Origin of the sequence: Bradyrhizobium algeriense (assembly GCF_036924595.1) — a bacterium.
Classification (GTDB): Bacteria; Pseudomonadota; Alphaproteobacteria; order Rhizobiales; family Xanthobacteraceae; genus Bradyrhizobium; species Bradyrhizobium algeriense.
In genome coordinates this window covers 4,608,174-4,630,062 of record NZ_JAZHRV010000001.1, presented here as the reverse complement: position 1 = coordinate 4,630,062, position 21,889 = coordinate 4,608,174, and the positions used below count along the sequence as shown (strand labels likewise).

The 21,889-nt window shown below is 62.2% G+C and carries 23 protein-coding genes; 14 read left to right on the top strand and 9 right to left on the bottom strand.

Going from position 1 to position 21,889, the window contains the following annotated elements:
* Window positions 1-5 precede the first annotated feature (5 nt).
* The 3 genes from V1286_RS22405 to V1286_RS22395 all read right to left on the bottom strand — a co-directional run bounded on the left by V1286_RS22405 (window position 6) and on the right by V1286_RS22395 (window position 2,523).
* Window positions 6-497, bottom strand: a complete 492-nt coding sequence (locus tag V1286_RS22405; RefSeq protein WP_334482725.1) for a cupin domain-containing protein — start codon at window positions 495-497, stop codon at window positions 6-8.
* Window positions 498-641: 144 nt separating this feature from the next.
* Window positions 642-1,988 carry a dihydrolipoyl dehydrogenase family protein gene (locus tag V1286_RS22400; RefSeq protein ID WP_334482723.1) on the bottom strand — a complete coding sequence of 449 codons (1,347 nt, stop codon included), beginning with the start codon at window positions 1,986-1,988 and terminating at the stop codon, window positions 642-644.
* A 43-nt stretch (window positions 1,989-2,031) separates the two neighbouring features.
* Window positions 2,032-2,523, bottom strand: coding sequence for a DUF302 domain-containing protein (locus V1286_RS22395; RefSeq protein ID WP_334482720.1), 492 nt, complete (start codon window positions 2,521-2,523; stop codon window positions 2,032-2,034).
* 238 nt (window positions 2,524-2,761) lie between these two features.
* On the opposite strand from V1286_RS22395, the gene V1286_RS22390 reads away from it, so the two are divergent.
* Both V1286_RS22390 and V1286_RS22385 read left to right on the top strand, forming a co-directional pair.
* Window positions 2,762-3,046 carry a hypothetical protein gene (locus V1286_RS22390; protein WP_334482717.1) on the top strand — a complete coding sequence of 95 codons (285 nt, stop codon included), beginning with the start codon at window positions 2,762-2,764 and terminating at the stop codon, window positions 3,044-3,046.
* Between the two features lie 77 nt (window positions 3,047-3,123).
* Window positions 3,124-3,843 carry a peroxiredoxin-like family protein gene (locus V1286_RS22385; protein WP_334482714.1) on the top strand — a complete coding sequence of 240 codons (720 nt, stop codon included), beginning with the start codon at window positions 3,124-3,126 and terminating at the stop codon, window positions 3,841-3,843.
* Window positions 3,844-3,883: 40 nt separating this feature from the next.
* Here V1286_RS22385 and V1286_RS22380 read toward each other — a convergent pair whose 3' ends face one another.
* The gene (locus tag V1286_RS22380; protein WP_334482711.1) at window positions 3,884-4,603 is read right to left on the bottom strand and encodes a DUF899 family protein; all 720 of its coding nucleotides are present in this window, start codon (window positions 4,601-4,603) and stop codon (window positions 3,884-3,886) included.
* Between the two features lie 259 nt (window positions 4,604-4,862).
* Here V1286_RS22380 and V1286_RS22375 point away from each other — a divergent pair, with 259 nt between their 5' ends.
* The gene (locus tag V1286_RS22375; protein WP_334482708.1) at window positions 4,863-6,020 is read left to right on the top strand and encodes an ABC transporter permease; all 1,158 of its coding nucleotides are present in this window, start codon (window positions 4,863-4,865) and stop codon (window positions 6,018-6,020) included.
* 82 nt (window positions 6,021-6,102) lie between these two features.
* Here V1286_RS22375 and V1286_RS22370 read toward each other — a convergent pair whose 3' ends face one another.
* The gene (locus V1286_RS22370; protein WP_334482705.1) at window positions 6,103-7,005 is read right to left on the bottom strand and encodes a LysR family transcriptional regulator; all 903 of its coding nucleotides are present in this window, start codon (window positions 7,003-7,005) and stop codon (window positions 6,103-6,105) included.
* A 186-nt stretch (window positions 7,006-7,191) separates the two neighbouring features.
* On the opposite strand from V1286_RS22370, the gene V1286_RS22365 reads away from it, so the two are divergent.
* Window positions 7,192-8,016, top strand: coding sequence for a 3-hydroxybutyrate dehydrogenase (locus V1286_RS22365; protein ID WP_334482703.1), 825 nt, complete (start codon window positions 7,192-7,194; stop codon window positions 8,014-8,016).
* A gap of 18 nt (window positions 8,017-8,034) precedes the next feature.
* Complete coding sequence (locus V1286_RS22360; RefSeq protein WP_334482700.1) at window positions 8,035-9,198, top strand: patatin-like phospholipase family protein; 1,164 nt, start codon at window positions 8,035-8,037, stop codon at window positions 9,196-9,198.
* A gap of 6 nt (window positions 9,199-9,204) precedes the next feature.
* Here V1286_RS22360 and glgA read toward each other — a convergent pair whose 3' ends face one another.
* The gene (gene glgA, locus V1286_RS22355) at window positions 9,205-10,632 is read right to left on the bottom strand and encodes a glycogen synthase GlgA (RefSeq protein ID WP_334482698.1); all 1,428 of its coding nucleotides are present in this window, start codon (window positions 10,630-10,632) and stop codon (window positions 9,205-9,207) included.
* A 204-nt stretch (window positions 10,633-10,836) separates the two neighbouring features.
* Between glgA and V1286_RS22350 the strand changes: the two genes are divergently transcribed.
* The 8 genes from V1286_RS22350 (at window position 10,837) to V1286_RS22315 (ending at window position 19,892) form a co-directional block, all read left to right on the top strand.
* Window positions 10,837-12,042: a CaiB/BaiF CoA transferase family protein gene (locus V1286_RS22350; protein WP_334482696.1), complete on the top strand. Its 1,206-nt coding sequence runs from the start codon at window positions 10,837-10,839 to the stop codon at window positions 12,040-12,042.
* A gap of 148 nt (window positions 12,043-12,190) precedes the next feature.
* On the top strand, window positions 12,191-13,732 hold the full coding sequence (locus V1286_RS22345) for an ABC transporter substrate-binding protein (RefSeq protein ID WP_334482693.1): 1,542 nt from the start codon (window positions 12,191-12,193) through the stop codon (window positions 13,730-13,732).
* A 6-nt stretch (window positions 13,733-13,738) separates the two neighbouring features.
* The gene (locus tag V1286_RS22340; protein WP_334482690.1) at window positions 13,739-14,689 is read left to right on the top strand and encodes an ABC transporter permease; all 951 of its coding nucleotides are present in this window, start codon (window positions 13,739-13,741) and stop codon (window positions 14,687-14,689) included.
* Window positions 14,676-15,548 (top strand): ABC transporter permease, encoded by an 873-nt coding sequence (locus V1286_RS22335; protein ID WP_334482688.1) that lies wholly within the window; start codon window positions 14,676-14,678, stop codon window positions 15,546-15,548. The genes V1286_RS22340 and V1286_RS22335 overlap by 14 nt, the downstream gene beginning before the upstream one ends.
* Window positions 15,545-16,540 (top strand): ABC transporter ATP-binding protein, encoded by a 996-nt coding sequence (locus V1286_RS22330; protein WP_334482685.1) that lies wholly within the window; start codon window positions 15,545-15,547, stop codon window positions 16,538-16,540. The genes V1286_RS22335 and V1286_RS22330 overlap by 4 nt, the downstream gene beginning before the upstream one ends.
* Complete coding sequence (locus tag V1286_RS22325) at window positions 16,537-17,517, top strand: ABC transporter ATP-binding protein (RefSeq protein WP_334482682.1); 981 nt, start codon at window positions 16,537-16,539, stop codon at window positions 17,515-17,517. The genes V1286_RS22330 and V1286_RS22325 overlap by 4 nt, the downstream gene beginning before the upstream one ends.
* A gap of 94 nt (window positions 17,518-17,611) precedes the next feature.
* A complete protein-coding gene (locus V1286_RS22320) occupies window positions 17,612-18,682 on the top strand; it encodes an alcohol dehydrogenase (RefSeq protein ID WP_334482679.1) in 1,071 nt (356 codons plus the stop codon).
* A 127-nt stretch (window positions 18,683-18,809) separates the two neighbouring features.
* Complete coding sequence (locus V1286_RS22315; RefSeq protein ID WP_334482676.1) at window positions 18,810-19,892, top strand: isocitrate/isopropylmalate dehydrogenase family protein; 1,083 nt, start codon at window positions 18,810-18,812, stop codon at window positions 19,890-19,892.
* 22 nt (window positions 19,893-19,914) lie between these two features.
* Here the strand turns inward: V1286_RS22315 and V1286_RS22310 are convergent, their stop codons facing one another.
* Window positions 19,915-20,736, bottom strand: a complete 822-nt coding sequence (locus V1286_RS22310; RefSeq protein WP_334482673.1) for an enoyl-CoA hydratase — start codon at window positions 20,734-20,736, stop codon at window positions 19,915-19,917.
* A complete protein-coding gene (locus tag V1286_RS38980; protein ID WP_417021274.1) occupies window positions 20,730-20,942 on the bottom strand; it encodes a hypothetical protein in 213 nt (70 codons plus the stop codon). Before V1286_RS38980 ends, V1286_RS22310 begins: the two co-directional genes overlap by 7 nt.
* Between V1286_RS38980 and V1286_RS22305 the strand changes: the two genes are divergently transcribed.
* A complete protein-coding gene (locus V1286_RS22305; RefSeq protein WP_334482670.1) occupies window positions 20,859-21,038 on the top strand; it encodes a hypothetical protein in 180 nt (59 codons plus the stop codon). The two genes, V1286_RS38980 and V1286_RS22305, sit on opposite strands and share 84 nt — an antisense overlap.
* Before the next feature lie 403 nt (window positions 21,039-21,441).
* Here the strand turns inward: V1286_RS22305 and V1286_RS22300 are convergent, their stop codons facing one another.
* Complete coding sequence (locus tag V1286_RS22300) at window positions 21,442-21,837, bottom strand: helix-turn-helix domain-containing protein (protein ID WP_028347342.1); 396 nt, start codon at window positions 21,835-21,837, stop codon at window positions 21,442-21,444.
* Window positions 21,838-21,889: the final 52 nt, after the last annotated feature.

Here is a 21,889-nt window from a genome sequence, read left to right as displayed (position 1 = left end):
GCTCCTTACATGTTGTGGTCGTGCGGATCCCTGCGGACGTCGCCGACGTAGAGAATGACGGTCTCCTTGCCGAGGTTCTTCCACCAATGCGAGGTGCCGGCGACTTCCGGCCTGATCTCGCCGGCCTTGTGCACGATCGGATCGGCGCAGTTGCTGGCGTATTCGACGATCTCGCCCTGCTGGACGTAGATCAGCGCGGGACGGTCATCATGGCTGTGCCAGGGCACGATGCCGCCCGGCTCGATCGTCAGCTTGCGGAAGCGCAGCTCGCGATCCCTGATATTGGCCGGCTGCTTCTCGAGGTTGATCGCGCCAAGCGTAACGTCGGTGACGCCTACCGGCTTGTGGTCGACCATCGGACGAACGTTGGGCTGCATCTTGCCGACCGGGCACTCGCCCGCAATGGCAGTCGAGCTGGTTGCAACCGAACCAGCAATCATTCCGGCGAGTGCGAGGCCTTGCCAGATTGTGCGTGACGCGACGTTGGATGTGGACATGCTGTGCTCCTCTGTTTTCTGTCTTTGCCTTGAGATTCGCCTTGGCCTCGAACGATCTGGCCGGCTACGTCATCACCATCAGGGAAACCGCGCACGAGAGGAAATGCCGGTTGGCTCTTGACTCCATAGCGCCGCGCTATGCGGTTAACCGTGGCCGAGGCCGAGCATGTGCTTGATGTCGGAGGAGAACGTCGGAAAGGCGTAAACATTTTCCCGGATCTGGCTAGCTGTGATGCCGAAGCGCATCGCCAGTCCGAAAATATTCACGAGCTCCTGGCCAGAATGCCCGACGAAATGCGCGCCGAGAATGTGGTCGGTCGATTGGTCGACGATCACCTTCGACCACGCGACAGTCTCGGCATAGGTTTTGGCGGAGAACCAGTCGAGCATTTCGTTGGTGTGAACGTCGATGGAAAAGCCTTTCTGCCTGGCTGCAACCTCCGTCAGGCCGACGGAAGCGAGCGGCGGCACGGTGTAGACGGACGTTGCCATGCTGGCGTAGTCCGGGCTGTATTTCGGGCCTTCGACGATGTTGCGCCCGACGATGTCGCCCTCATAGGTCGCGATCGGCGACAGTTGCGGCGAGGTTGGCACCGCGTCGCCGCAGATATGGACGTTCGGGTTGGAGATCGAGCGCAAATGGCTATCGATCGCGACGCGGCCATTGGCGTGCTCGACCTGGCCCGCAGCGAGATCAAGCGTATCGACGTTGGCGACGCGGCCCGCGCCGTTGACTGCGCGTTCGGCCTCGGCGGCGTGCTCGGTGCCGTTATAACAGAAGACAACGCGCAGGCGGCCGTTCGCCTTTTCAATTCGCTTGACGCTGACGGCGGTCCTGAAGCGGATGCCGATCCGCTCGCTTTCGGTCTGCAGGCGTGCGACCGCATCGGCGTCCATGGCCGGCAATAGCTGAGGCAATGCTTCGAGAATCGTCACCTGCGCGCCGGCGCGCGCATAGACGTGGCCGAATTCCAGCGCGATCACGCCGCCGCCGACGAAAATCACCGAGTCGGGTAGTTCTCGTTCGCTCAGCATCTCGTCGGAAGTGATCATCAGTTCGGCGCCCGGAATCGACAGCGGTCGCGGCTTCGATCCTGTCGCGATCACGATGTGTTTCGCCTCAAGCCTGCGTCCTCCGACGCGGACGCTGTTCGGACCAGCAAACGCGCCGTGGCCCTTGATGACCTCGACATTGCGCCTGGCCATCGAGCGGGCGAGGTTGGCCGGAATGTCCTTGATCATGTCTTTCTCACGGTCGATCAGCGCCGCCCAGTCGAGCTTCGGCTTGCCGATGGCAATGTGATGGATGGAGGCGCGTTCGATTTCGTGCAGCGCGTGGCCGGCGGCGACCAGCACCTTCTTTGGCGTGCAGCCCCGGTTCGGGCAGGTGCCGCCGAGAAGATCGGCCTCGATCATCGCGACCGACATTCCGGCGCGCCGGACCGGTCCGGTCACGCCGATGCCGGCGTTTCCCCCACCCAGAATGACCACGTCGAATTTTTCCGGCGTCATCGCGGGAGGCGAGCCGACGCTGTTACTTGGTCGTAATGGTCGAGGTGATCGAGCCCACCACCTTGGTCGCCATCTCGAATTGGGCTGTGCGATCCCGGATGTTGTGGCGCCTGGCGATCCATTCGAAATCGGTCCATACCGCCCAGACATCGCCATGGTCGTCCTGCGTCAGCAGCAGGCGGACCGGCCAGTCGAGTCCGGCATTCGGATTCGAGGTGATGAATTGCGTCCCGAGTGGGGGATTGCCGAACACCAAAAGCGTCGAGGGACGCAGCTTGATGCCGGCGTCGGCCGCGAGCTTCGACTGATCGATCTGCGTGAAGAACTTGATGCCCTTGGCAGCGATGTCGGCCTTGATGCGGGTGATCGCTTCGGCCATCGGCACCGCGCTCTTGACGCGGACGATACCATCGTCGCTGTCGGCCCGCGCGGTGGAAGTGACCGAAAGGACGAGGAATATCAGGAGCAGCGAGGTGCAGAAATTCGCAACGCGGGTGGTCAAACGACGGGTCATGGAAAGCCTCCTGTTTGCGCATGCCCTCCGCATGCTTTCCAGCACAGGATGAGCGCCGGCGCCGGCAATAGGAAATGCGCAACTGCTCTCAAGTCGATAGCGCTCGGCTATTGGTGCCGCTCAATACGCGGCGGCTATCGAACCGATTGTGCAACGGTATTTCAAATCCGGGGCAGGGCGGCCTCTGATGGGTCAGCGCCCGATTGGCGGGCGTCACCATCCATTCAGAGGAACCGCCATGAAAACCCTTTCCAAGACCCTGATTGCCGCTGCGGCGTTTGCCGCCATTGCCACCACGGCCTTCTCGCAAGTTCCCTGGGAATTCAATCCGGGCATGGCCTACATGTATGCCGGCCCAGGCAAAATGTCGGCGATGGCCATGGCGGCGACGCCGAAGAACCACGATGCGATGATGAAGAACGCGAAGAAGGTGCCGAGCAACACCGTGTTCTTCATGGACAAGGGACAGCTCTATTCGGCCTCGGGCATGCTCGACCCGACCGGCAATTTCTATCTGCCTTGAGAAGGGCCTGAAACGCTTGGGCCGCCCTTGCGGGGCGGCCCGGACCGGAAAATAATACTGAGATGCCGGAGCACGCCATGACGACAACGTTATCGCCCGCCAACGCCGAACGTCTCAAGGAGGCATTCCAGCGATGCCGCGACATGGAAGGCACGTTGCGCGAGCAGCTCGAAGCCTACGCCGCGGCGGGTCAGGACATCTTTCCGGCCTATGGCGAAGCGGTCGACCGGCTTGTGGCGCGGCTCAATGAGAACGGCGGCGGCGAAAACGCGCCGCGGCCGGGCGAAGTGATGCCGCCGTTCCTGCTGCCGGACGAGACCGGCCGGCTGGTCAGCCTGAAATCACTGACCGACCGCGGCCCGGTCGCGGTGATGTTTTATCGCGGGCATTGGTGTCCATATTGCCGGCTGAATGTGCGGGCGGTGATCCAGGCCCAGGACCGGATCAAGGCCCTGGGCGCGCAAACGGTTGCGATCATGCCGGAGACCCAGGCCTATGCCGAGAAATTCAAGTCCGAGGCGGAAGCGCCGTTTCCGGTCTTGACCGATCTCGACAACGGCTACGCGCTGTCGCTCAACCTTGCGATCTGGCTCGGCAGCGAAATCCAGCGGCTGCTGTCATACCAGGATATGGCGAGCTTCCAGGGCAATGACGGCTGGGTGTTGCCGATCCCGGCGACCTTCGTGGTCGGCCGCGACGGATTGGTGAAGGCCCGCTTCGTCGATCCCGATTTCCGCAAGCGCATGGAAATCGACGATCTCGTCGCTGCGCTGAAGAGTGCGAGCGAAGAACGGTAGCGCGGGCGACTTGGCTTTGTGGTGCGCCGTCAAGCGTGGCTCAATCGTAGTTCACCTTTGGAAAGAAATCGCCTCGGCCTTCAGGTGTCATGTCGAGAAGACCCCAGAGCGGATCGGCGAGATCACCAGCACGATGGTGCTGGTTGGAAGCGGGTGGGGCAAAGCTCATCTCGGAGCCCCAGAAGTGCCTGATCGCACCGTTTTTCTTTCTGAATACGTTGAAGATTGTTTCGTCCCAGTTGTCGCCGTCCGGAACGCGATGTTGCGTGCGCATTCCCTTGGAAAATTTTGACGTGTCGCCAAAGTAGTCCGCGTCGTAGCTGTTGCCTGCGGTCGAAAGTAGCGAGAGGTGTTCCCAGCCTCTTTCGTGTGCCCAGGCGGCGAGACGCGCGATTGGCGACTTGGCGACGATGTGGAGCGCAGCGCGTTCGCCTATGTGTCGCGCGGCGCCCTCTATCCCATCGAGCAAATGGGTGCAGCCTGGACACGGCAATTCGCGTTCGGGGCCGTACATGAAGCTGTACAAAATGAGCGTGTCGTGTGGACCGAACAGCTCGGACATCCTCACTTTCTCCGGCATGCTCGTCTTGCCAATCCACTCAAAGACGTAGTCCTCGGGTACCTCACCGCCGGGCGGCAGCGCACGACGCTTCGCCGCAACGGCCTCAATCTGCGCCCGAAGGGCAATCTCGTCATCCAGAAGCGCGTTTCGGGCGGCTCGGTATTCGGCGCTTTCATTGGGGTATTGGATATGCTCCATGGCTCTGCTCTCGGACGCTGATGGTTCGATATTAAACTCGCCCCGGCAACCAGAGTTCCTCCCATCGCGCCGCCTGCTATGCTGACGTCAGCTTTTGCGGTCACCAGGAGGCACGAAACAAGATTTGCAGCAAACGGCCGCGAAGGACTTGATCCGATGCCGGCCGGACCGCCGCACGGAAAAATCGTCCCTTTAGAAATCACCTAATCAAACGGTGGGGCCGTTGCCGCGCGATATGACGCTTTGCTAGCTTCGCGGCATGACCTTCGTTGGAATTGCTTTAGAAAATTTGAGGGCGGCCAAGGCGCGCAATCTCCTGCTGGCTGTTGCGTTCTTCTTTGCCTTTTGCCTTTTCGGCGTCCTGACTGCATTTGAGCAAGCCTTCAATGCGGAAGCCACTACCGATGCAGGTCGATTGATAACCGTCAACAAGCTAAGCTTCATGCAGCCTCTACCGGCGACACATTTTGGCCGACTGCTGGGTATCTCGGGTATTGGTGAAGCGACCTTCGCGAGCTGGTTCGGCGGTTACTACCGCGAGCCCAAGAATTCGCTCCATGCATTCGCAGTCGATCCAGCGACCTACTTGGAAGTCTATCGCTCAGACATCCTGCTTTCCGAGTCTGAAAAGACGAGATTCAAACAGGATCGTCTGGCGCTTCTCGTCGGTGAAGCTATGGCTGCGAAATGGGGCTGGAGGGTCGGAGATACAATTCCGGTTCTGAGCCGTTCTATTGTTCAAAAGAATGGCTCTCGTTCTTGGCAGTTCACGATTTCAGGTATCTTCAAGGGCGGATCAGCCCAAGTCGATACCAACTTTATGTTTCTACGCCATGATTATTTCAATGATGCTCGCGCCATTGGCCAAGACACAATTGGCTGGATTGTGTTCCGCCCGCTTCCCGGTGTTGACAGCCAGTCGCTCAGCAATGCGATCGATCGAGAATTTCTCGTTGATCCTGCCTCGACCGCAACGGACACCGAGCGCAGCTTTAACAGAAGCTTTGCCGCACAGCTTGGCAATGTCGCGCTGATGACGTCACTTGTAGTTGGCGCTTCTCTGGTCACCTTGCTGATGATCGTTGTCAACACGGTCATGATTTCGGTGCGCGAGCGTCGCAAGGACATAGCCGAATTGAAGGTGTTGGGATTTTCGCCGGCGCGGATTGTCTCAATCTATTTTGCTGAAGTGTTGATTGTCGCAACCTTTGGAGGGATTGCCGGAATGGTCGCGGCCTTCGGAGCCATAAAATCGCTCGGCCCGATGCTGACTCAGATCGCTCCGGGAATGGCTCTCTCGGTTGAGGTATTGACGATTGCATCTCTGCTGATTGCCGTAACCTCCTTGCTGGCAGTCACGGCTCCTGCGGTCTTTGTTTTGCGACTGCCCGCGCTCTCATCGTTGCAACGCTCCTAAATGGCCTGACCGACGGGGGTGTATTCGCCGGCGTCCTTCAGCGTGACGCAGCCTATGACGAGGTCCTAGCGGGTTGAAAACCCTAGACGCCCGCGGCCTTGCCGATGAATTGCTGCCAGTCGGCGCCGCGCAGCATGCGCATCACGGCGGACGCCACCGCCGTCCGCTCACGCCCGGCAACGCCGTAGAGGTTCACGGTCCGCCGCGCATCCAGTCCCTCGACATTGGCACGCTTGAGCGTCGGCGGGATCGAGGCGGTGTCAGGCACCACGGCGACGCCGATATCGGCTTCCAGCAGTTCGATCAAATCGCGTTCGGAGGCGATCTCATGGCTGCGATCCACATTGAGCCCATGTTCGCGAAGCGAGCTGTTTACCCGCGCGCCATGTTCGCAATAGTTACGCGACAGCAATTGTTCGGCGCGAAGATCGACGAAGTCGATTTTCTCGCGCGCCGCCAGCGGGTGGTTTTTGTTGACGACGAGCTGAAAGTTTTCCGTGAACAGCGGCCAGGTGTCGAGCCGGTCCCACTCCTCGCTGATCTCGGCGGCAATGCCGAGCTCGGCTTCACCCTTCTTGAGAAACTCAGCGACTTCGCGGGCGTTGCCGCGCAGAAAGCGGAACTCCAGACGATTGAACATCCGCTTGATCTCGTCGAGATGCGGAATCAGCAGCGACAGGTCGACGGAATGGGTCAGCGCAATCCGGAGCGCACCGACTTCGCCGCTCTTGAAGGACGAGGCAAGTTCGCGCGCCCCTGTCGCCGCCTCGTAGCATTGCTTGAGCAGCGGATGCATGCGCTGGCCGAGTTCGGTCAATTGCGCGGCGGGGCGCTCGCGGCGAAACAGGTCGCCGCCGAGTTCGGCTTCCAGTTGCTTGATGGCCCGCGTCAGCGACGGTTGCGTGACGTTGCACTCATCGGCGGCACGCGTGAAGTTGAGCACACGCGCGACCGCAAGGAAGTAGCGAACCTGATGCATCTCCATGGCCGTGCCCCGGTCTGTTGTGCATCAAAGCTACTCGATTGCGCCCCCTAATGACTACCCAAACCGCGATAGCGTCCGCGTATGGTTTTGGAAGCCAAACGGCATTTCCTCAGACGAAGGCCGCCGGGCAGGGTGAGGCGGAGATGGTCAGCGTAAGGCGCTGAATCCCCACCCGAAAGGACGGCCATGAATATTCAGCTCAAAACGCAAGGTGTGGCGGCTCTGCGGCCGCTGACAGGCAAGGTCTCACTGGTCACGGGTTCGACCAGTGGTATCGGGCTCGGGATTGCCCGCGCGTTGGCGGAAGCCGGCTCGGCGGTGGCGCTGAACGGTTTTGGCATCGCGGCCGAGATCGCCCGGACCAAAGACCAGTTGGCCGCCGATTTCGGCGTCGAGGTCAGCTATTCCGCCGCCGACATGACGAGCCCGGAGGCGATCGCCGAGATGATCGCGGCTACCGTCGCCAATCATGGCCGGCTGGATATTCTGGTCAACAATGCCGGCATCCAGTACGTCGCGCCGCTCGACCAGTTTCCGGTCGAGAAATGGAATGCGATCCTGGCGATCAACCTGTCGTCGGCGTTTCACACCACGCGGCTGGCGCTGCCGGCGATGCGTCAGAACAAGTTCGGGCGGATCATCAACATCGCCTCCGCGCATGGATTGGTCGGCTCGCCCTTCAAGGTGGCCTATGTCGCAGCCAAGCATGGCATCGTCGGCCTGACCAAGGTGACTGCGCTGGAGACCGCCGAAGATGGCATCACCTGCAATGCGATCTGCCCGGGTTATGTCTATACGCCGCTGGTCGAAGCACAGATCGACAGTCAGGCCAGGGCGCACGGCATTTCCCGCGAGAAGGTCATTCACGACGTGTTGCTGGCACAGCAGCCCAACAAGCATTTTGCGAGCGTCGAGGAATTGGGCTCGCTGACGGTCTTTCTCGCCAGCGAGGCAGCAGCCTCGATCACGGGCACGGCGTTGCCGGTCGATGGCGGCTGGACTGCACACTAACGTCCGAGGGAGCGTGACATGAAAGACGTTCAGGACATCGGTTCTTCGCCGAACTTGCGATCGCTGGCCAGGTCCGAGCCGGGTCAGGTCGTGCTGGTGCTGCAGGGTGGCGGCGCGCTCGGCTCCTATCAGGCCGGCGTCTACCAGGCGCTGCATGAGGTCGGCATCGAGCCGGACTGGATCATCGGCACCTCGATCGGCGCCATCAACGCCAGCCTGATCGCCGGCAATGCGCCGCAGCACCGGCTGCCGCGCCTGCGCGAGTTCTGGAAGAAGATGGAGCAGAATCCGATATGGAGTTTTCGTGACATCTTTCCGGGCTTCAACGAAAAGCTTTCTTACTGGTCGACGGTGACCAACGGCATTCCCGGTTTCTTCCGGCCAAACCCGCTGGCCCATGCTGGCGACAGCTATCCGCTCGGCGCCGACAATGCCGGCTATTATTCGACCTCGCCGCTGGAGCGGACGCTGACGGAGTTGGTGGATTTCAATCTGGTCAATCAATGCACGCCGCGCCTGACGGTCGGGGCCGCCCATGTCCGTACCAGCCAGATGCGCTATTTCGACAGCCGCGATGGCGAACTTGGCGTCAGGCACATCATGGCCTCGGGCGCGCTGCCGCCGGCCTTCCCGGCGGTGCGCATCAACGGCGAACTCTATTGGGACGGCGGGATTCTATCGAACACGCCGACGGAGGCGGTGTTCGACGACAATCCGCGCAAGAACTCGCTGATCTTCGCCGTGCATCTTTGGAATCCGTCCGGCGCCGAGCCGACCACGATGGCGGAGGTGCTGAACCGCCACAAGGACGTGCAGTATTCGAGCCGTATCGCCAGCCACATTGCGCGGCAGCAGCAGGCGCATCGGCTGCGCCATGTCATCAACCAGCTCGCCGCGCGGTTGCCTGAGTCTGAACGCAACAGCGAAGCGGTGAGGGAGCTCACCGGTTATGGGTGCCCGACCCGGATGCATGTGGTGCGGCTGCTGGCCCCGCAGCTCAGCCGCGAGGACCACACCAAGGATATCGATTTCAGCCCGTCCGGAATCATGCAGCGGTGGGATGCCGGTTACCGCCACACCAGGTCGGTGCTCGAAAAGAAGCCTTGGGTCGGCGAGTTCGATCCACTCTCCGGCGTCATCCTCCACGAGCAGATGGAAGTCATGCCGGAAGCGGCGGAGTAGGCGACATCACGCGATGATGGAAGGCGCGATCGTCTTGCGATAGAGTGCGCTGTAAAGCGCGGCCGACAGATCCCAGCTAAAGGATCGCGCCATCGCGCTGCGCCGCATCGCGTCGAGGCGGTCCTTGGCGCGGAAGGCGTCGAACGCGCGCCTGACGCCGCCGAGGAAAGATTCCGCCGATGGTTGCGGAAACAGGAATCCGGTTTCGCCGTCCTTGATGGTCTCCGCCAGCCCGCCGGTCTGGTGACCGATCGGCAGCGATCCGAACCGTTGCGCATACATCTGGCTCAGCCCGCACGGTTCGAACCGCGACGGCATCAGGGTGAAATCGCTGCCGGCAAAAATCCGCCGCGCCTGGGCATCGTTGAAGCCGATGGTGACGCCGATCGCATCCGGCCGGCGGCGGTGTGCGTTGACCAGTGCCTGTTCGATCTGGGCCTCGCCGCTGCCGGTCACCACGATCTGTCCGCCGGCCTCGATGATTTCGTCGGCCGCGGACAGGACGAGATCGACGCCCTTCTGGTGCACCAGGCGGGCAACCAGGCCAAACAGCGGGCCGCGCGACAGCGCCATGCCAAACTGCTTGCGGACGTAGTCGGCATTCGCCTGCTTGCCTTCCCAATCGCCGGGGGCGAAGGTCTGCGCCAGATGCGCGCAGGCGCTGGGATCCCAGCTTTCGTCGATGCCGTTCAAGATGCCGGTCAGTTGCGCGGCGTTCGAGCGGCGCTGCAGCAGACCTTCCAGCCCGCAGCCGAGTTCGCGCGTCGTGATCTCCTTCGCATAGGTGGCGCTGACGGTGGTCAGATGCGAGGCATAGACGAGGCCGCCCTTAAGGAACGAGACGTGGTCGTAGAACTCGAGCCCGTCGATGTGGAAGGAGCTTTCGGGCGCGCCGATCCGGCGCAGCGAGTCCGGCGGGAACAACCCCTGATAGGCGAGGTTGTGGATGGTCAGGATCGAGGGGACCTTTGAGCCTCGCCATGCCAGATAGGCCGGCGCCAGCGCGGCCTGCCAGTCGTTGGCATGGATCAGGTCTGCTGCCCAATTCTTGTCCAGGCTGCCCGCGGCAAGTTCCGCGGCGGCGGATGCGAAGCGGCCGAACCTGATGTCGTTGTCCGGCCAGTCGCGCCCCGATTCGTCGCCATAGGGATTGCCCGGCCGGTCATAAAGCTGCGGGCAGAGCAGGACGTAGACTGGCAGACCATCCTTGGTCGCGGCCCGCCCGAGCGAGCAGGCTGGCATCGCCGCCAGAGCGGGGCATTCTCCAACGATTTCAATGTGGGTGAACTGTTCGATGATGTCCCGATAACCGGGCAGCATGACCCGGACGTCACTCCAGCGGCGCAGCGCCCGGGGTAGCGCCGCGGATACGGCAGCAAGCCCGCCCACCCGGACAAAGTCATCCATTTCAGTGGTGACGAACAAGACCTTCAAGACAAGCGTCCTCGTACCAGCCGCAATGATACTCCAGCCTCAATGAGACTGATGCAAGAATGGGTCCAACTTCCATGCATGTTTACAACGCGCGCTGCAGGCCATCGTTCCTGGCGAACTACTTTCCTGTCGACGCTGCACAATTTAGGGTCTCGGCCGCCAACCAAAACGAATGGCCGCAAAAGGCCTAAGGAGTTTCACGCGATGACCATAGCCGGCAATGATCAGAGGAATTTGACAGGCAGCTTCACTGGCCTGCGGGTCCTCGATTTCTCCACCACGATTGCCGGCCCCCATTGTACACGAATGCTTGCCGATATGGGAGCGGAGGTTATCAAGATCGAGACCGAGGAAGGCGAGACGATGCGGACCCGCCCGCCAGTGCGGAATAATTGCTCGACCGCCTTCGGCCAGCTCAATGTCGGCAAGAACAGCCTGGTGCTGGATTTGAAGTCGCCCGAGGGATCGGAGGCGGTCCGCCGGCTGGTTGCGACCGCGGATGTGCTGGTGGAAAATTTCCGTCCAGGCGTGATGCGGCGATTGAAGCTCGATCATGCCTCGCTGCGTGAGCTCAACCCGAAGCTGGTCTATTGCTCGATCTCGGGATACGGCCAGACCGGGCCGTCGGCGGAGCTGCCGGCCTATGCGCCGGTGATTCACGCGGCCTCGGGCTATGAGATGGCGCATCTGGCCTACCAGCCCGGACGAAGCCGGCCGGACTATTGCGGCATCTATCATGCCGACGTGCTCACCGGCGTCTACGCGTTCGGCGCCATCTCGGCGGCGCTGTATCAGCGCAACACAACCGGGCAGGGCCAGCATATCGACGTCTCGATGCTGGAATCCATGCTGAGCCTGACGCTGAACGAACTGCAGTGGTCGCAATTCGAGGTGAAGCCGACGCAGCGGCCGATGTTCGGCCCGATCGAGACGACGGACGGCTACGTGATGATGGCGATCGCCAGCGAGAAAACTTTTCAGAGCCTGATGCAGGTGATCGGCCATCCGGAGTGGGTGAGCGATCCGCGCTTTGCGAAATATTCCGACCGCCGGGAAAACTGGACGAGCCTGATCGAAGGCGTCGAGGCGTGGTCACGCAGTGTGACGACCGAGCAGTGCCTCGCGGCGCTCAATGCGCACGGCGTTCCCTCATCGGCCTATCGCACCGTCGCCGAGGCGCTGCGCGATCCGCAGATCGCCCATCGCGGCGCACTGGCCGAGGTCGAGGACGACGGCGGCACCTTCAAGGTGCTCAACCTGCCGTTCCGCATGTCGGGCGCCAACGTGTCGGCGGCGCGACGCATGTCGACGCTCGGCGAGCACACGCGTGTCTACCTGAAGGAGACCGGTCTGTCGGAGGATGAAATCGCATCCTTTGCCGCAAAAGCGCAGGTAGCCGCGCGCGTCTGACGGCGCGCTCCGCATAGCGAAACATGAACCTGCGGCGTTTCATCCGCGGGTTGCGAACGGCCTTGCCCGCGACGGAAATTCCAGACAATCTTGCCGCAGCGATCACGATCCGGAATGCCGGACGGATGACACATCGGAGGGAACATCAATGAAAGCGGCGATCCGTTCGAGCGCGCTCGCGCGAATATTTCTTGTGGCGGGATTTGGCGTGGCGTTGTCGGCAATGCCCGCCACCGCACAGAAAGCGGGCGGCAGCATCACCGTCGGCCTCGAAGTCGATATCCCCGGTTTCGATCCACTGAAGGTCGGCGTGTACGACACGGCGGTGGAAACCGCGGCGGCTGCGATTTTCGACACGCTCGTTGCGCTCGATGACAATGGCAAGCCGGTGCCAAAGCTGGCGTTGTCCTGGACGCATTCGGACGACTACAAGACCTGGACCTTCAAGCTACGGCCCGGTGTCAAATTCCACGACGGCACGCCGTTCAATGCGCAAGCGGTCAAGGAGAACTTTGATCGGCAGAAGGATCCGGCCAACAAGTGCCGCTGCGCCTTCTATATCGCCTACGTCAACAATGTGCAGGCTCCCGACGAACTGACGGTGGTCTATAATCTGAATGATCCGCAGGTGAACCAGCCTGCACTGATGACCATTCAGAGTTCGAACAACGTAGTCCACTCGCCGACGGCGTGGAAGACCAAGGGCGACGACTACAATCGCAACCCGGTCGGCACCGGTCCCTTTATTCTGAAGTCATGGACCGCGGGCGACCGCATGGTGCTGGAAAAGAATGCGGACTACTGGAACAAGGGCCATCCCTACCTCGACCGGATCATCTTGAAGCCATTGCCGGATGCGCAGTCGCGCTTCGCCAGTCTGCAGTCGGGCGAAGCCGACATCGTCTGGGATGACGAATACGACGCTGACAACATCATGAAGGCGCAAAAAGACCCGAAGATGAAGGTGCACACCTACGCCGGCTCCGGCGCGCAGGTTTACGCCATCAACACCAAGGCGCCACCTCTCGATGATGTCCGCGTGCGCCAGGCATTGGTGATGGCACTCGACCGCAAGAAGATGTCGCAGGCGATCACCAATGGCCTCGCGAAGCCCGCGAGCAACCCCTATGGCGACGGTTCCTGGGTCAAGTGCAAGGACGATGGTGCGCTCCCTGAAGACCTCGAGAAGGCGAAGGCGCTGATCAAGGACTACGGCAAGCCGGTCGAGTTCAAGTTGATCGTCACCGCGACGCCGCGCGGCCGCACCATCGGTCAGGTATTGCAGCAGTTCTGGAAACGGGCGGGCGTCAATGCGGAGATTGAGCAGATCGATCAGGCATCGTTCCCGCCACGCGCCTTCATGCGCCAGTTCCAGGTGATAGGGTGGCGGATCGTCGATCTCGCCGATCCCGATCCGCAGATGTTCGCCAATTTCCGCACCGGCAGCCCGGTCGCGCTCGCCAATTTTTCCGATCCGGAACTCGACCGGTTGCTGGACCATGCACGGGTCACGGCCGATCCCGAAAAGCGGATCGAAGATTATTGCGCCGTCAGCCGCATCGTGAACAAGGAAGCGATCTGGTTCTGGACTTTCCAGAACACCTACTATGCAATTTCCACGTCCAAGCTGAAAGGCTTGCCAAAAATCTATCACGGAGTGATCGACGTATCGGACACCTGGCTGGAATAATCTTCCATGCTGTTCTTTGTCGCGCGCAGACTTCTGTACCTCATCCCGGTCCTGATCGCCGTATCGCTGTTGACGTTCTTCATCGCGTCGCTGCTGCCGGGCGATCTCGCCTATGTGATCCTCGGCGATCAGGCGACGCCGGAGAATGTCGCGGCGCTGCGCAAGGACATGGGGCTCGATCAGCCGGTCTGGATCCGTTACTTCAGCTGGCTCGGCAACATCCTGCAGGGCGATTTCGGCCGATCGTTCCGCACCGGGCAGGCCGTGCTGCAGGCCGTGACCGAGCGGCTTCCGGTGTCGTTCGAGCTGATGATTCTGGCCGAGATCATGGGCCTCGTCATCGGCGTTCCCCTGGCGATCGTCTGCGCCGCCCGCAGCGGTAGCGCGTTCGACCGCTTCATGACCGGCAGCGCCTTCGCCATGCTTTCGGTGCCGGCCTTCCTGTCGGCGATCCTGCTGATTTACCTGTTTGCGGTGGAGCTGCGCTGGTTGCCGGCGACGGGCTACGTGCCGTTTGCGGAAGACCCGGCTGCAAACCTGCGCTTCATGGTGCTGCCCGCGCTGACGCTCGCGCTTGCCGAATGGCCCGGCATCATGCGTGTGCTGCGATCGGACATGATCGCAACGCTGCAGGAAGATTATATCGCGCTGGCGAAAGCCAAGGGACTGAAAGCCTCACGCATTCTGTTCGTGCATGCGCTGAAACCATCGTCGCTGACGCTCGTTACGATAACCGGCATCAATATCGGGCGATTGATCGGCGGTACCGTTATCGTGGAGACGATCTTCGCGCTGCCGGGGATCGGTCGGTTGCTGGTTGGCGCGATCTATACTCGCGATCTCATCATCCTGCAGGGGGTCGTGCTGATCGTTGCCGCCGGCTTCGTGATCATGAACTTCATCGTCGATTTGCTCTACGCCGTCCTCGATCCCAGGATTCGTCATGGCCACGCTTGAACTCACCATCGACGAAGGCGTCGCGGCGCAACCGGCAAAGCGCGGACGCCGATTGGGGCTGCTGTTCTGGATGGCGATCGGCTGGATGATCTTTATGTTCACGGTCGCGATCCTTGCGCCAGTGTTGCCGCTGCCGAGCCCGACCGACATGGACATGCTGGAACGGCGAGCTCCGTTCTCTATGGAGCACTGGCTCGGAACCGACGGTCTTGGCCGCGACGAACTCTCAAGGCTCGTCTACGGCGCGCGGATTTCGCTCGTGGTCGGGCTGTGCGCGCCGATGATCGGGCTCACCATCGGCGGCGCGCTCGGCATGCTGGCGGGCTACTTCCGTGGCCGGTTCGAGTCCGTCGTGGTCGGCAGCATGGACGTGCTGCTGGCGTTTCCGCCCCTGATCCTGGCGCTGGCTGTGACCGCCTTTCTCGGGCAGTCGATCCTCAACCTCACCTTCATTCTCGGTGTGCTCGGCATTCCCGCCTTCATGCGGGTGGCGCGGGCGGCGACGCTGACGCTGGCGCGTCGTGAATTCGTCATCGCGGCACAGGCGTTGGGAGCGACGCATGCACGCATCCTGTTGCGCGAACTATTGCCGAACGTCATCCTGCCACTGTTTGCCTTCTTCCTGCTCGGCGTCGCCGTTACCATCGTGGTCGAGGGCGCCTTGTCGTTCCTCGGCCTCGGTGTGCCGCCGCCTATTTCGAGCTGGGGCAGCATGATCGGGGAGGGGCGCGAAAGCCTGGAGGTCGCGCCGAGGCTCGCCTTCCTTCCGGCAATCGCGATGTTCCTGACCGTGCTCTCCTTCAATCTCATCGGCGATACGCTGCGTGCGCTCACCGATCCACGTCAGGGCGTGCTGTGACCGGAAATACCCTGCTTTCCGTCGAGGACGTCCTGGTCGATCTGCCAACTCCGCGCGGCAATCTGCGCGCGGTGGATCATGTCGATCTCACCGTCGGCGGCGGCCAGACGCTCGGCGTCGTCGGCGAATCCGGCTGCGGCAAGACCATGCTGTCGCGGGCGATCCTGCAACTGCTGCCGAAGAAGGCAAAGCTCTCCGGCCGCGTGATGTTCGACGGGCAGGATCTGCTGCAGCTCTCACCGGAGAAACTGCGCAAGCTGCGCGGCCGCTCGCTGGCGGTCGTGTTCCAGGACCCGATGACCTCGCTCAACCCGGTGCTCACGATCGGCACCCAGTTGATCGAGACGTTGCAGGAGCATCTCGAACTGGACGACGCCACCGCCACCAGGCGCAGCATCGAACTGCTCGCGGCGGTGGGCATCCCCGCGCCCGAGCAGCGGCTGGCGCAGTATCCCCACCAGCTTTCCGGCGGCATGCGCCAACGCGTGGCGATTGCGATCGCGCTGTCGTGCGAACCGAAACTTCTAATCGCCGACGAGCCGACCACCGCGCTCGACGTAACGATCCAGGCGCAAATTCTCGACCTCTTGGCGCGCGAGCAGCGCCGCCGGCACATGGCGATGATCCTGATCACCCACGACCTCGGCGTCGTCGCCGGCCGCACTGATGAAGTCGCCGTCATGTATGCCGGCCGCGTGGTCGAGCGCGCGCCGACGCCTGCGTTGTTCAAGAAAATGCGGATGCCCTATACCGAAGCGCTGCTCGCGGCGCTTCCCAGGCTCGATGCCGCGCCCCACACGCCGTTGCCGGCTATATCGGGGCGTCCGCCCGATCCGACCCGGCCGCTGCAGGGGTGCTCGTTCTCGCCGCGCTGCCGCTATGCGGTGGCGCGCTGCCGGATCGAGAAGCCGCCGCTCGAGGCGGCGGAGACGAGCGCGCACCAGTTCGCCTGCTTCCACCCGATCGAGATCCATGCGGACGCGGGCGCATGATGCAGCAAGCCGTGTCGGCCGTTTCAAATGAGCCGCTGCTCGCCGTCGACGATCTGGTCGTGGAATATCCCGTCGGCGCCAAGATCGTTCATGCCGTGTCCGGAGTATCCTTGCAGATCGCCCGCGGCGAGACGCTGGGTCTGGTCGGCGAATCCGGTTGCGGAAAATCGACGCTCGGCCGGGCGGTGCTGCAGTTGCGCCGGCCGACCGCGGGGCGCGTGCTGTTCGACGGTCACGATCTCACGACGATGCAGGGCGATGCCCTGCGGCTGATGCGCCGGCGCGTGCAGTTGATCTTCCAGGACCCTATCGCCTCGCTGAACCCACGCCGCAGGATCGGCGACATCGTCGCCGAGCCGCTGGTGATCGCAGGCGTCAAGGACCCGGAGGAGCGCGAGCGGCTCGTTCACGAGGTGCTGACCGCCGTCGGGCTTGATCCGACACTGGTCGTGGGACGGCTGCCGCATGAATTCTCCGGCGGGCAATGCCAGCGCATCTGCATCGCGCGTGCGCTCATTCTCAATCCGGAGTTCATCGTCTGCGACGAGCCGGTCTCCGCGCTCGATGTTTCCATCCGCGCCCAGATCCTCAATTTGCTGGAGGAGATGAAGGGCCGGTTCGGCTTGACGCTGTTGTTCATCGCGCACGATCTCGCCGTGGTGAAGGCGGTGAGCGACCGCGTGGCGGTGATGTATCTCGGCCGGCTCTGCGAGGTCGGTCCGTCCGAGCAGCTGTTCGCCAGGCCGGCGCATCCCTATACCGCGCTCTTGATCGAGGCGATCCCGGTGCCGGATCCGGACGTCCGCCCCACCGAAACCGTGCCGGTGGGCGAGCCGCCATCGCCGATCGCGCCGCCGTCCGGCTGCCGGTTCCGTACCCGCTGTCCGCGTGCGGATCAGCGATGCAGCGACGAGATGCCGGAACTGCGCGCCGTCGCGCCGGGCCAGTTCGTGGCTTGCCATCATCCGCTGATCTGACTGCCGCCCGCGTTTGTCTCTATGGGACGGACGTGGCAATGTCCGTCCTCAAGAAATGTCCGCGTCCAAGAACAAGAATGACGGGAGAAAAGCCATGAAGAGTTTTCAGGTTGCCGAGTTCAACGCCCCCCTGAAAGAGGTGGATCAGGAGACGCCGCAGCCGACGGGCACGCAGGTGCTGATCAAGGTCAAGGCGGCCGGCGTCTGCCACAGCGACCTTCACATCTGGGAAGGCGGCTATGATCTCGGCCATGGCCGCAAGCCGCTGTCGCTGAAGGACCGCGGCGTGTCGCTGCCACGCACGATGGGGCACGAGACGGTCGGCGAGGTCGTGGCGTTCGGGCCCGACGTCACCGCCGCCGACAAGGGCGACCTCAAGGTCGGCGATATCGCGCTGGTCTATCCCTGGCTCGGCTGCGGCAAGTGCGCGACGTGTGTGGGCGGCGACGAGAACATGTGCGTCGTCAAGCCGAACTCGCTCGGCGTCTACTGCGACGGCGGCTATGCCGATCACATGACGGTGCCGAATCCAAAATATCTCCTGAACCTGAAGGGGCTCGATCCCGTCACCGCGGCGCCCTATGCATGTTCGGGCGTCACCACCTACAGTGCGCTGAAGAAGGTCGAATTCGCCTTCAATTCGCCGATCGTCATCTTCGGCGCCGGCGGGCTCGGTTTGATGGCGCTGTCGCTGCTGAAGGCGATGGGCGGCAAGGGCGCCATCGTCGTCGACATCGATGCGCGCAAGCGCGAAGCCGCTGAAGCGGCCGGTGCGCTCGCCACCGTCGACGGCAAGGCGCCGGATGCGCTGGAGCAACTGGCGAAGGCGGCCGGCGGACCCATTCGCGCCGTGATCGATCTCGTCGGCAATGCGCAGACCACGCAGCTCGGCTTCGACTGCCTGACCAAGGGCGGCAAGCTCGTCATCGTCGGTCTGTTCGGCGGCGGCGCGCCTTGGGCGTTGCCGCTGATCCCAATCAAGGCGATCACGATCCAGGGCAGCTATGTCGGCAATTTGCGCGAGACCGAGGAATTGCTCGAACTCGTCCGCAACAAGATGATCGCGCCGATTCCGGTGACGACGATGCCGCTCGCGAAAGCGAACGAAGCGTTGACCGATTTGCAGAAGGGCAAACTGGTCGGTCGCGCGGTGCTGACGCCGTAGCCTCCGTCATTCCGGGGCGATGCGAAGCATCGAACCCGGAATCTCGAGATTCCCCGATGCGCAATTGCGCATCTGCGGTCTGGTCCTTCGGACCATCCCGGAATGACTACTCAACTAAGGAACTCCAATGTCCGCAAACAACGCGCTCCACATCGCCGTGCTCGGCGGCGATGGCATCGGCCCTGAAGTGATGGCGCCGGCGCTGGAAGTCCTGCGCAGGATCGAGGCGACATCGGACCTGAAGTTTCGCTTCACCGATGCCCCGGCCGGCGCCAACAATTATCTGGCGACCGGCAAATCGATGCCTGACAGCACGGTGCGACTTTGCGAGGAAGCGGACGCCATCCTGCTCGGCGCCTGCGGCCTGCCTTCGGTGCGCTACCCTGACAATACCGAGATCGCCCCGCAGATCGAACTGCGCTTCCATTTCGACCTCTATGCCGGCGTGCGCCCGGCGCGGCTCGTTCCGGGCGTGCCGAGCCCGATCGTCGGCGCCGACCAGCGCGGCATCGACCTCGTGCTGATCCGGGAATCCACCGAAGGCCTGTTCGCCTCGATGGGCAAGGGCGTGGTGACGGATACCGAGGCGCGTGAGACGCTCGTGATTACGCGCAAGACCTCGGAGCGCTTGTTCGAGTTTTCGTTCCGCCTCGCCGAACGCCGCAAGGCGCGCGGCAAGGCCAATGGCGGCTTGACATGTGTCGACAAGGCAAACGTGTTCAGGGCGTTCGCGTTCTTTCGCGAGATGTTCGATGACGCCGCCAAACGCCATCCCGGCGTCAAGGCCGATCGGCTCTATGTCGATGCCTGTTCGCTCATGCTGGTGAAGCGACCCTGGGACTTCGACGTCATGGTGACGGAGAACATGTTCGGCGACATTCTCTCCGACCTCGCCGCCGGCCTGATCGGAGGGCTCGGCATGGCTCCCTCGGCCGATATCGGCGACCGCTACGCCGTGTTCCAGCCCTGCCACGGCACCGCGCCCGATATCATGGGGCAGGGCAAGGCCAATCCCACCGCGATGATCCTGTCGACCGCGATGATGCTGGACTGGCTCGCCGACAAGCATGGCCTCGAAAGCGCCGCTGAAGCCGGCGAGCGCATCGAGCGCGCGGTCGACAAAGCCTATGCCGGCGGAATCAAGCCGATGGAATTCGGCGGCAGCAACGGCACGGCGGATATTACGAGGGCGGTATTGGCGGCGTTGTAGCCGGGCTACGGGATGACCGATCTCACTTCCCCTTGAACTGCGGCTTGCGCTTTTCCATGAACGCCGTGCGCCCTTCACGAAAATCCTCGCTATCCATGCAGGCCATGCCGATCTTTTTGATCGCGTCCATGTCGCGCTTGCTTTCGTCCTTCAACACTTCGGCAATCGTGATCTTGGCGGCCTTGATCGCCAGCGGCGCGTTGCCGGAGATGGTGCGCGCGATTTCCATGGTGGCGTCCCATAATTCCGCATCCGGCAGCACGCGGTCGACCAATCCGATCCGTAAGGCTTCCGCAGCCTCGATCCGCATGCCCGTATACATGATCAGCCGCGCCCAGGATGGCCCGACCAGCGAGACCAGATGCTTGAGGCCGTCATAGCCATAGGCGATGCCGAGCCTGGCGGCGGGAATGCCGAACTGGCTGTTGTCGGAGGCGATACGGATGTCGGTGAGCATGGCGACCTGCATGCCGCCGCCGAGGCAGAAACCGCGGATGCAGGCAATCGTCGGCTTGGGATAACTCGCGAGCAGGGCGCGCTGCGCCTCGCTCCGTTTCGAATATTCCTCCGAGGCCGCCGCATTGTGGCGGGTCTTTTCAAACTGGCTGATGTCGGCGCCCGAGACGAAGGCCTTGTCGCCGGCGCCGACCAGAATTACGACGCGGACGTCGGGATTGTCGCGCAGTTCGACCAGCGCCTGGCCCAGGCCCTCCCACATCTCGAGCGACATCGCGTTGCGCTTGTCGGGATTATTGAAGGTGATGATTCCGACGCCATCGCGGGTACTTTGCAGGATCTTGCCGTCGGCATGGGGTGTTTCGGCGTTCTTTGGGGTGTCTAGCATCGAAGTGTCCAGTCCATTTCAGGAATCAACAAAGGGGCCGAAATTCGCCTGGGCATAGGCTGGCCGCGCCTGCAGTCTAGTCCACCGCGCCGCGACGCGTGGGTGTTTCTTTCGATCACCTCATGCAGTGGCTTGCCGTCGTGAATCAGGGTCGGGATAACGCCGAGCGGATTGATCTTCAGATATTCCGGCGAATGATGTTCCATCCTGGCCATGTCGACCTCATGGCCTTCAAAGGCGAGGCCCTTCTCCGCGAGGCACGCTGGACGCGGCGCGAAGCGCTCAAGCGCCAGCCGTGGTGAAGGATCGTCATGGTTGCCTCCCGGACCGGAACAGCCGATGGCTGATCATGCAATCCGGAACAAGCTAATGGCAGTTTCGGCGGAGCCGTCGACACCGGATGGCTTCGCGACTTACATCAAGACCGGGATCGAGTGCTGGGCAATGATAAAAAAAACGGGCGCCACGTTCGAATAGCAGAAAATCTTTTCAACGGCCCGCGCCCGCGAGGCCTGAGATTCAGGGTTCTAGGTATCAGACGACCGAATTCCGCCAAAGATGATGGCGTTGCGCTGATCTTTTCCGGCCAGATCAAGATCTCTTCCGGCCAGATCAGCATGTGGCCTAGCGCAGCAACAGGCTACCCGGCGATTTCTCGCGTTGATTAATCGGGTCCGCGGTGCTGCGATCCAGGCGCGATAATGCCTAGCCCTCGTTGGCGGCGATCGATTCCATCAAGGACACCAACTGACGTTGTACGGTCTGGTCCTTGATCTTGCTGTAGGCACGCAACAGCCTCAGGCTGAACGCGCTGTCCAGGAACAGCAGGCTCTCGACTTCCCGCGCCTTGCCGTCGCCGTCGTAGAAGAACGTCACGGGCACGTCGAGCGCGGTAGCGATTTGCTGAAGACGAGCTGCGCCGACACGATTGACGCCCTTCTCGTACTTCTGGACCTGCTGGAAGCTCACGCCGAGCTTGTCGCCGAGCTCCGCTTGAGAGATTTTCTGTTCCACGCGCCGCAGGCGAATCCGCTTGCCCAACTCGATATCGGGTTTGCCGGCGCTGCGCTGTTTCATCTTCTTCGCTGCTGATCTGTTCATTCTGGTTTTACCGTCCTTCAATCGGGAAACCCTGGCAAAAGTAGGTCAGAGG

Coding starts and splice junctions, on each gene's coding strand:
- V1286_RS22405 (WP_334482725.1), bottom strand. CDS start 497: ATGTCCACATCCAACGTCGCGTCACGCACAATCTGGCAAGGCCTCGCA.
- V1286_RS22310 (WP_334482673.1), bottom strand. CDS start 20,736: ATGCTAGACACCCCAAAGAACGCCGAAACACCCCATGCCGACGGCAAG.
- V1286_RS22320 (WP_334482679.1), top strand. CDS start 17,612: ATGAAGAGTTTTCAGGTTGCCGAGTTCAACGCCCCCCTGAAAGAGGTG.
- V1286_RS22390 (WP_334482717.1), top strand. CDS start 2,762: ATGAAAACCCTTTCCAAGACCCTGATTGCCGCTGCGGCGTTTGCCGCC.
- V1286_RS22300 (WP_028347342.1), bottom strand. CDS start 21,837: ATGAACAGATCAGCAGCGAAGAAGATGAAACAGCGCAGCGCCGGCAAA.
- V1286_RS22360 (WP_334482700.1), top strand. CDS start 8,035: ATGAAAGACGTTCAGGACATCGGTTCTTCGCCGAACTTGCGATCGCTG.
- V1286_RS22345 (WP_334482693.1), top strand. CDS start 12,191: ATGAAAGCGGCGATCCGTTCGAGCGCGCTCGCGCGAATATTTCTTGTG.
- V1286_RS22350 (WP_334482696.1), top strand. CDS start 10,837: ATGACCATAGCCGGCAATGATCAGAGGAATTTGACAGGCAGCTTCACT.
- V1286_RS38980 (WP_417021274.1), bottom strand. CDS start 20,942: ATGGAACATCATTCGCCGGAATATCTGAAGATCAATCCGCTCGGCGTT.
- V1286_RS22315 (WP_334482676.1), top strand. CDS start 18,810: ATGTCCGCAAACAACGCGCTCCACATCGCCGTGCTCGGCGGCGATGGC.
- V1286_RS22395 (WP_334482720.1), bottom strand. CDS start 2,523: ATGACCCGTCGTTTGACCACCCGCGTTGCGAATTTCTGCACCTCGCTG.
- V1286_RS22380 (WP_334482711.1), bottom strand. CDS start 4,603: ATGGAGCATATCCAATACCCCAATGAAAGCGCCGAATACCGAGCCGCC.
- V1286_RS22385 (WP_334482714.1), top strand. CDS start 3,124: ATGACGACAACGTTATCGCCCGCCAACGCCGAACGTCTCAAGGAGGCA.
- V1286_RS22375 (WP_334482708.1), top strand. CDS start 4,863: ATGACCTTCGTTGGAATTGCTTTAGAAAATTTGAGGGCGGCCAAGGCG.
- V1286_RS22370 (WP_334482705.1), bottom strand. CDS start 7,005: ATGGAGATGCATCAGGTTCGCTACTTCCTTGCGGTCGCGCGTGTGCTC.
- V1286_RS22325 (WP_334482682.1), top strand. CDS start 16,537: ATGATGCAGCAAGCCGTGTCGGCCGTTTCAAATGAGCCGCTGCTCGCC.
- V1286_RS22340 (WP_334482690.1), top strand. CDS start 13,739: ATGCTGTTCTTTGTCGCGCGCAGACTTCTGTACCTCATCCCGGTCCTG.
- V1286_RS22365 (WP_334482703.1), top strand. CDS start 7,192: ATGAATATTCAGCTCAAAACGCAAGGTGTGGCGGCTCTGCGGCCGCTG.
- V1286_RS22335 (WP_334482688.1), top strand. CDS start 14,676: ATGGCCACGCTTGAACTCACCATCGACGAAGGCGTCGCGGCGCAACCG.
- V1286_RS22305 (WP_334482670.1), top strand. CDS start 20,859: ATGCAGTGGCTTGCCGTCGTGAATCAGGGTCGGGATAACGCCGAGCGG.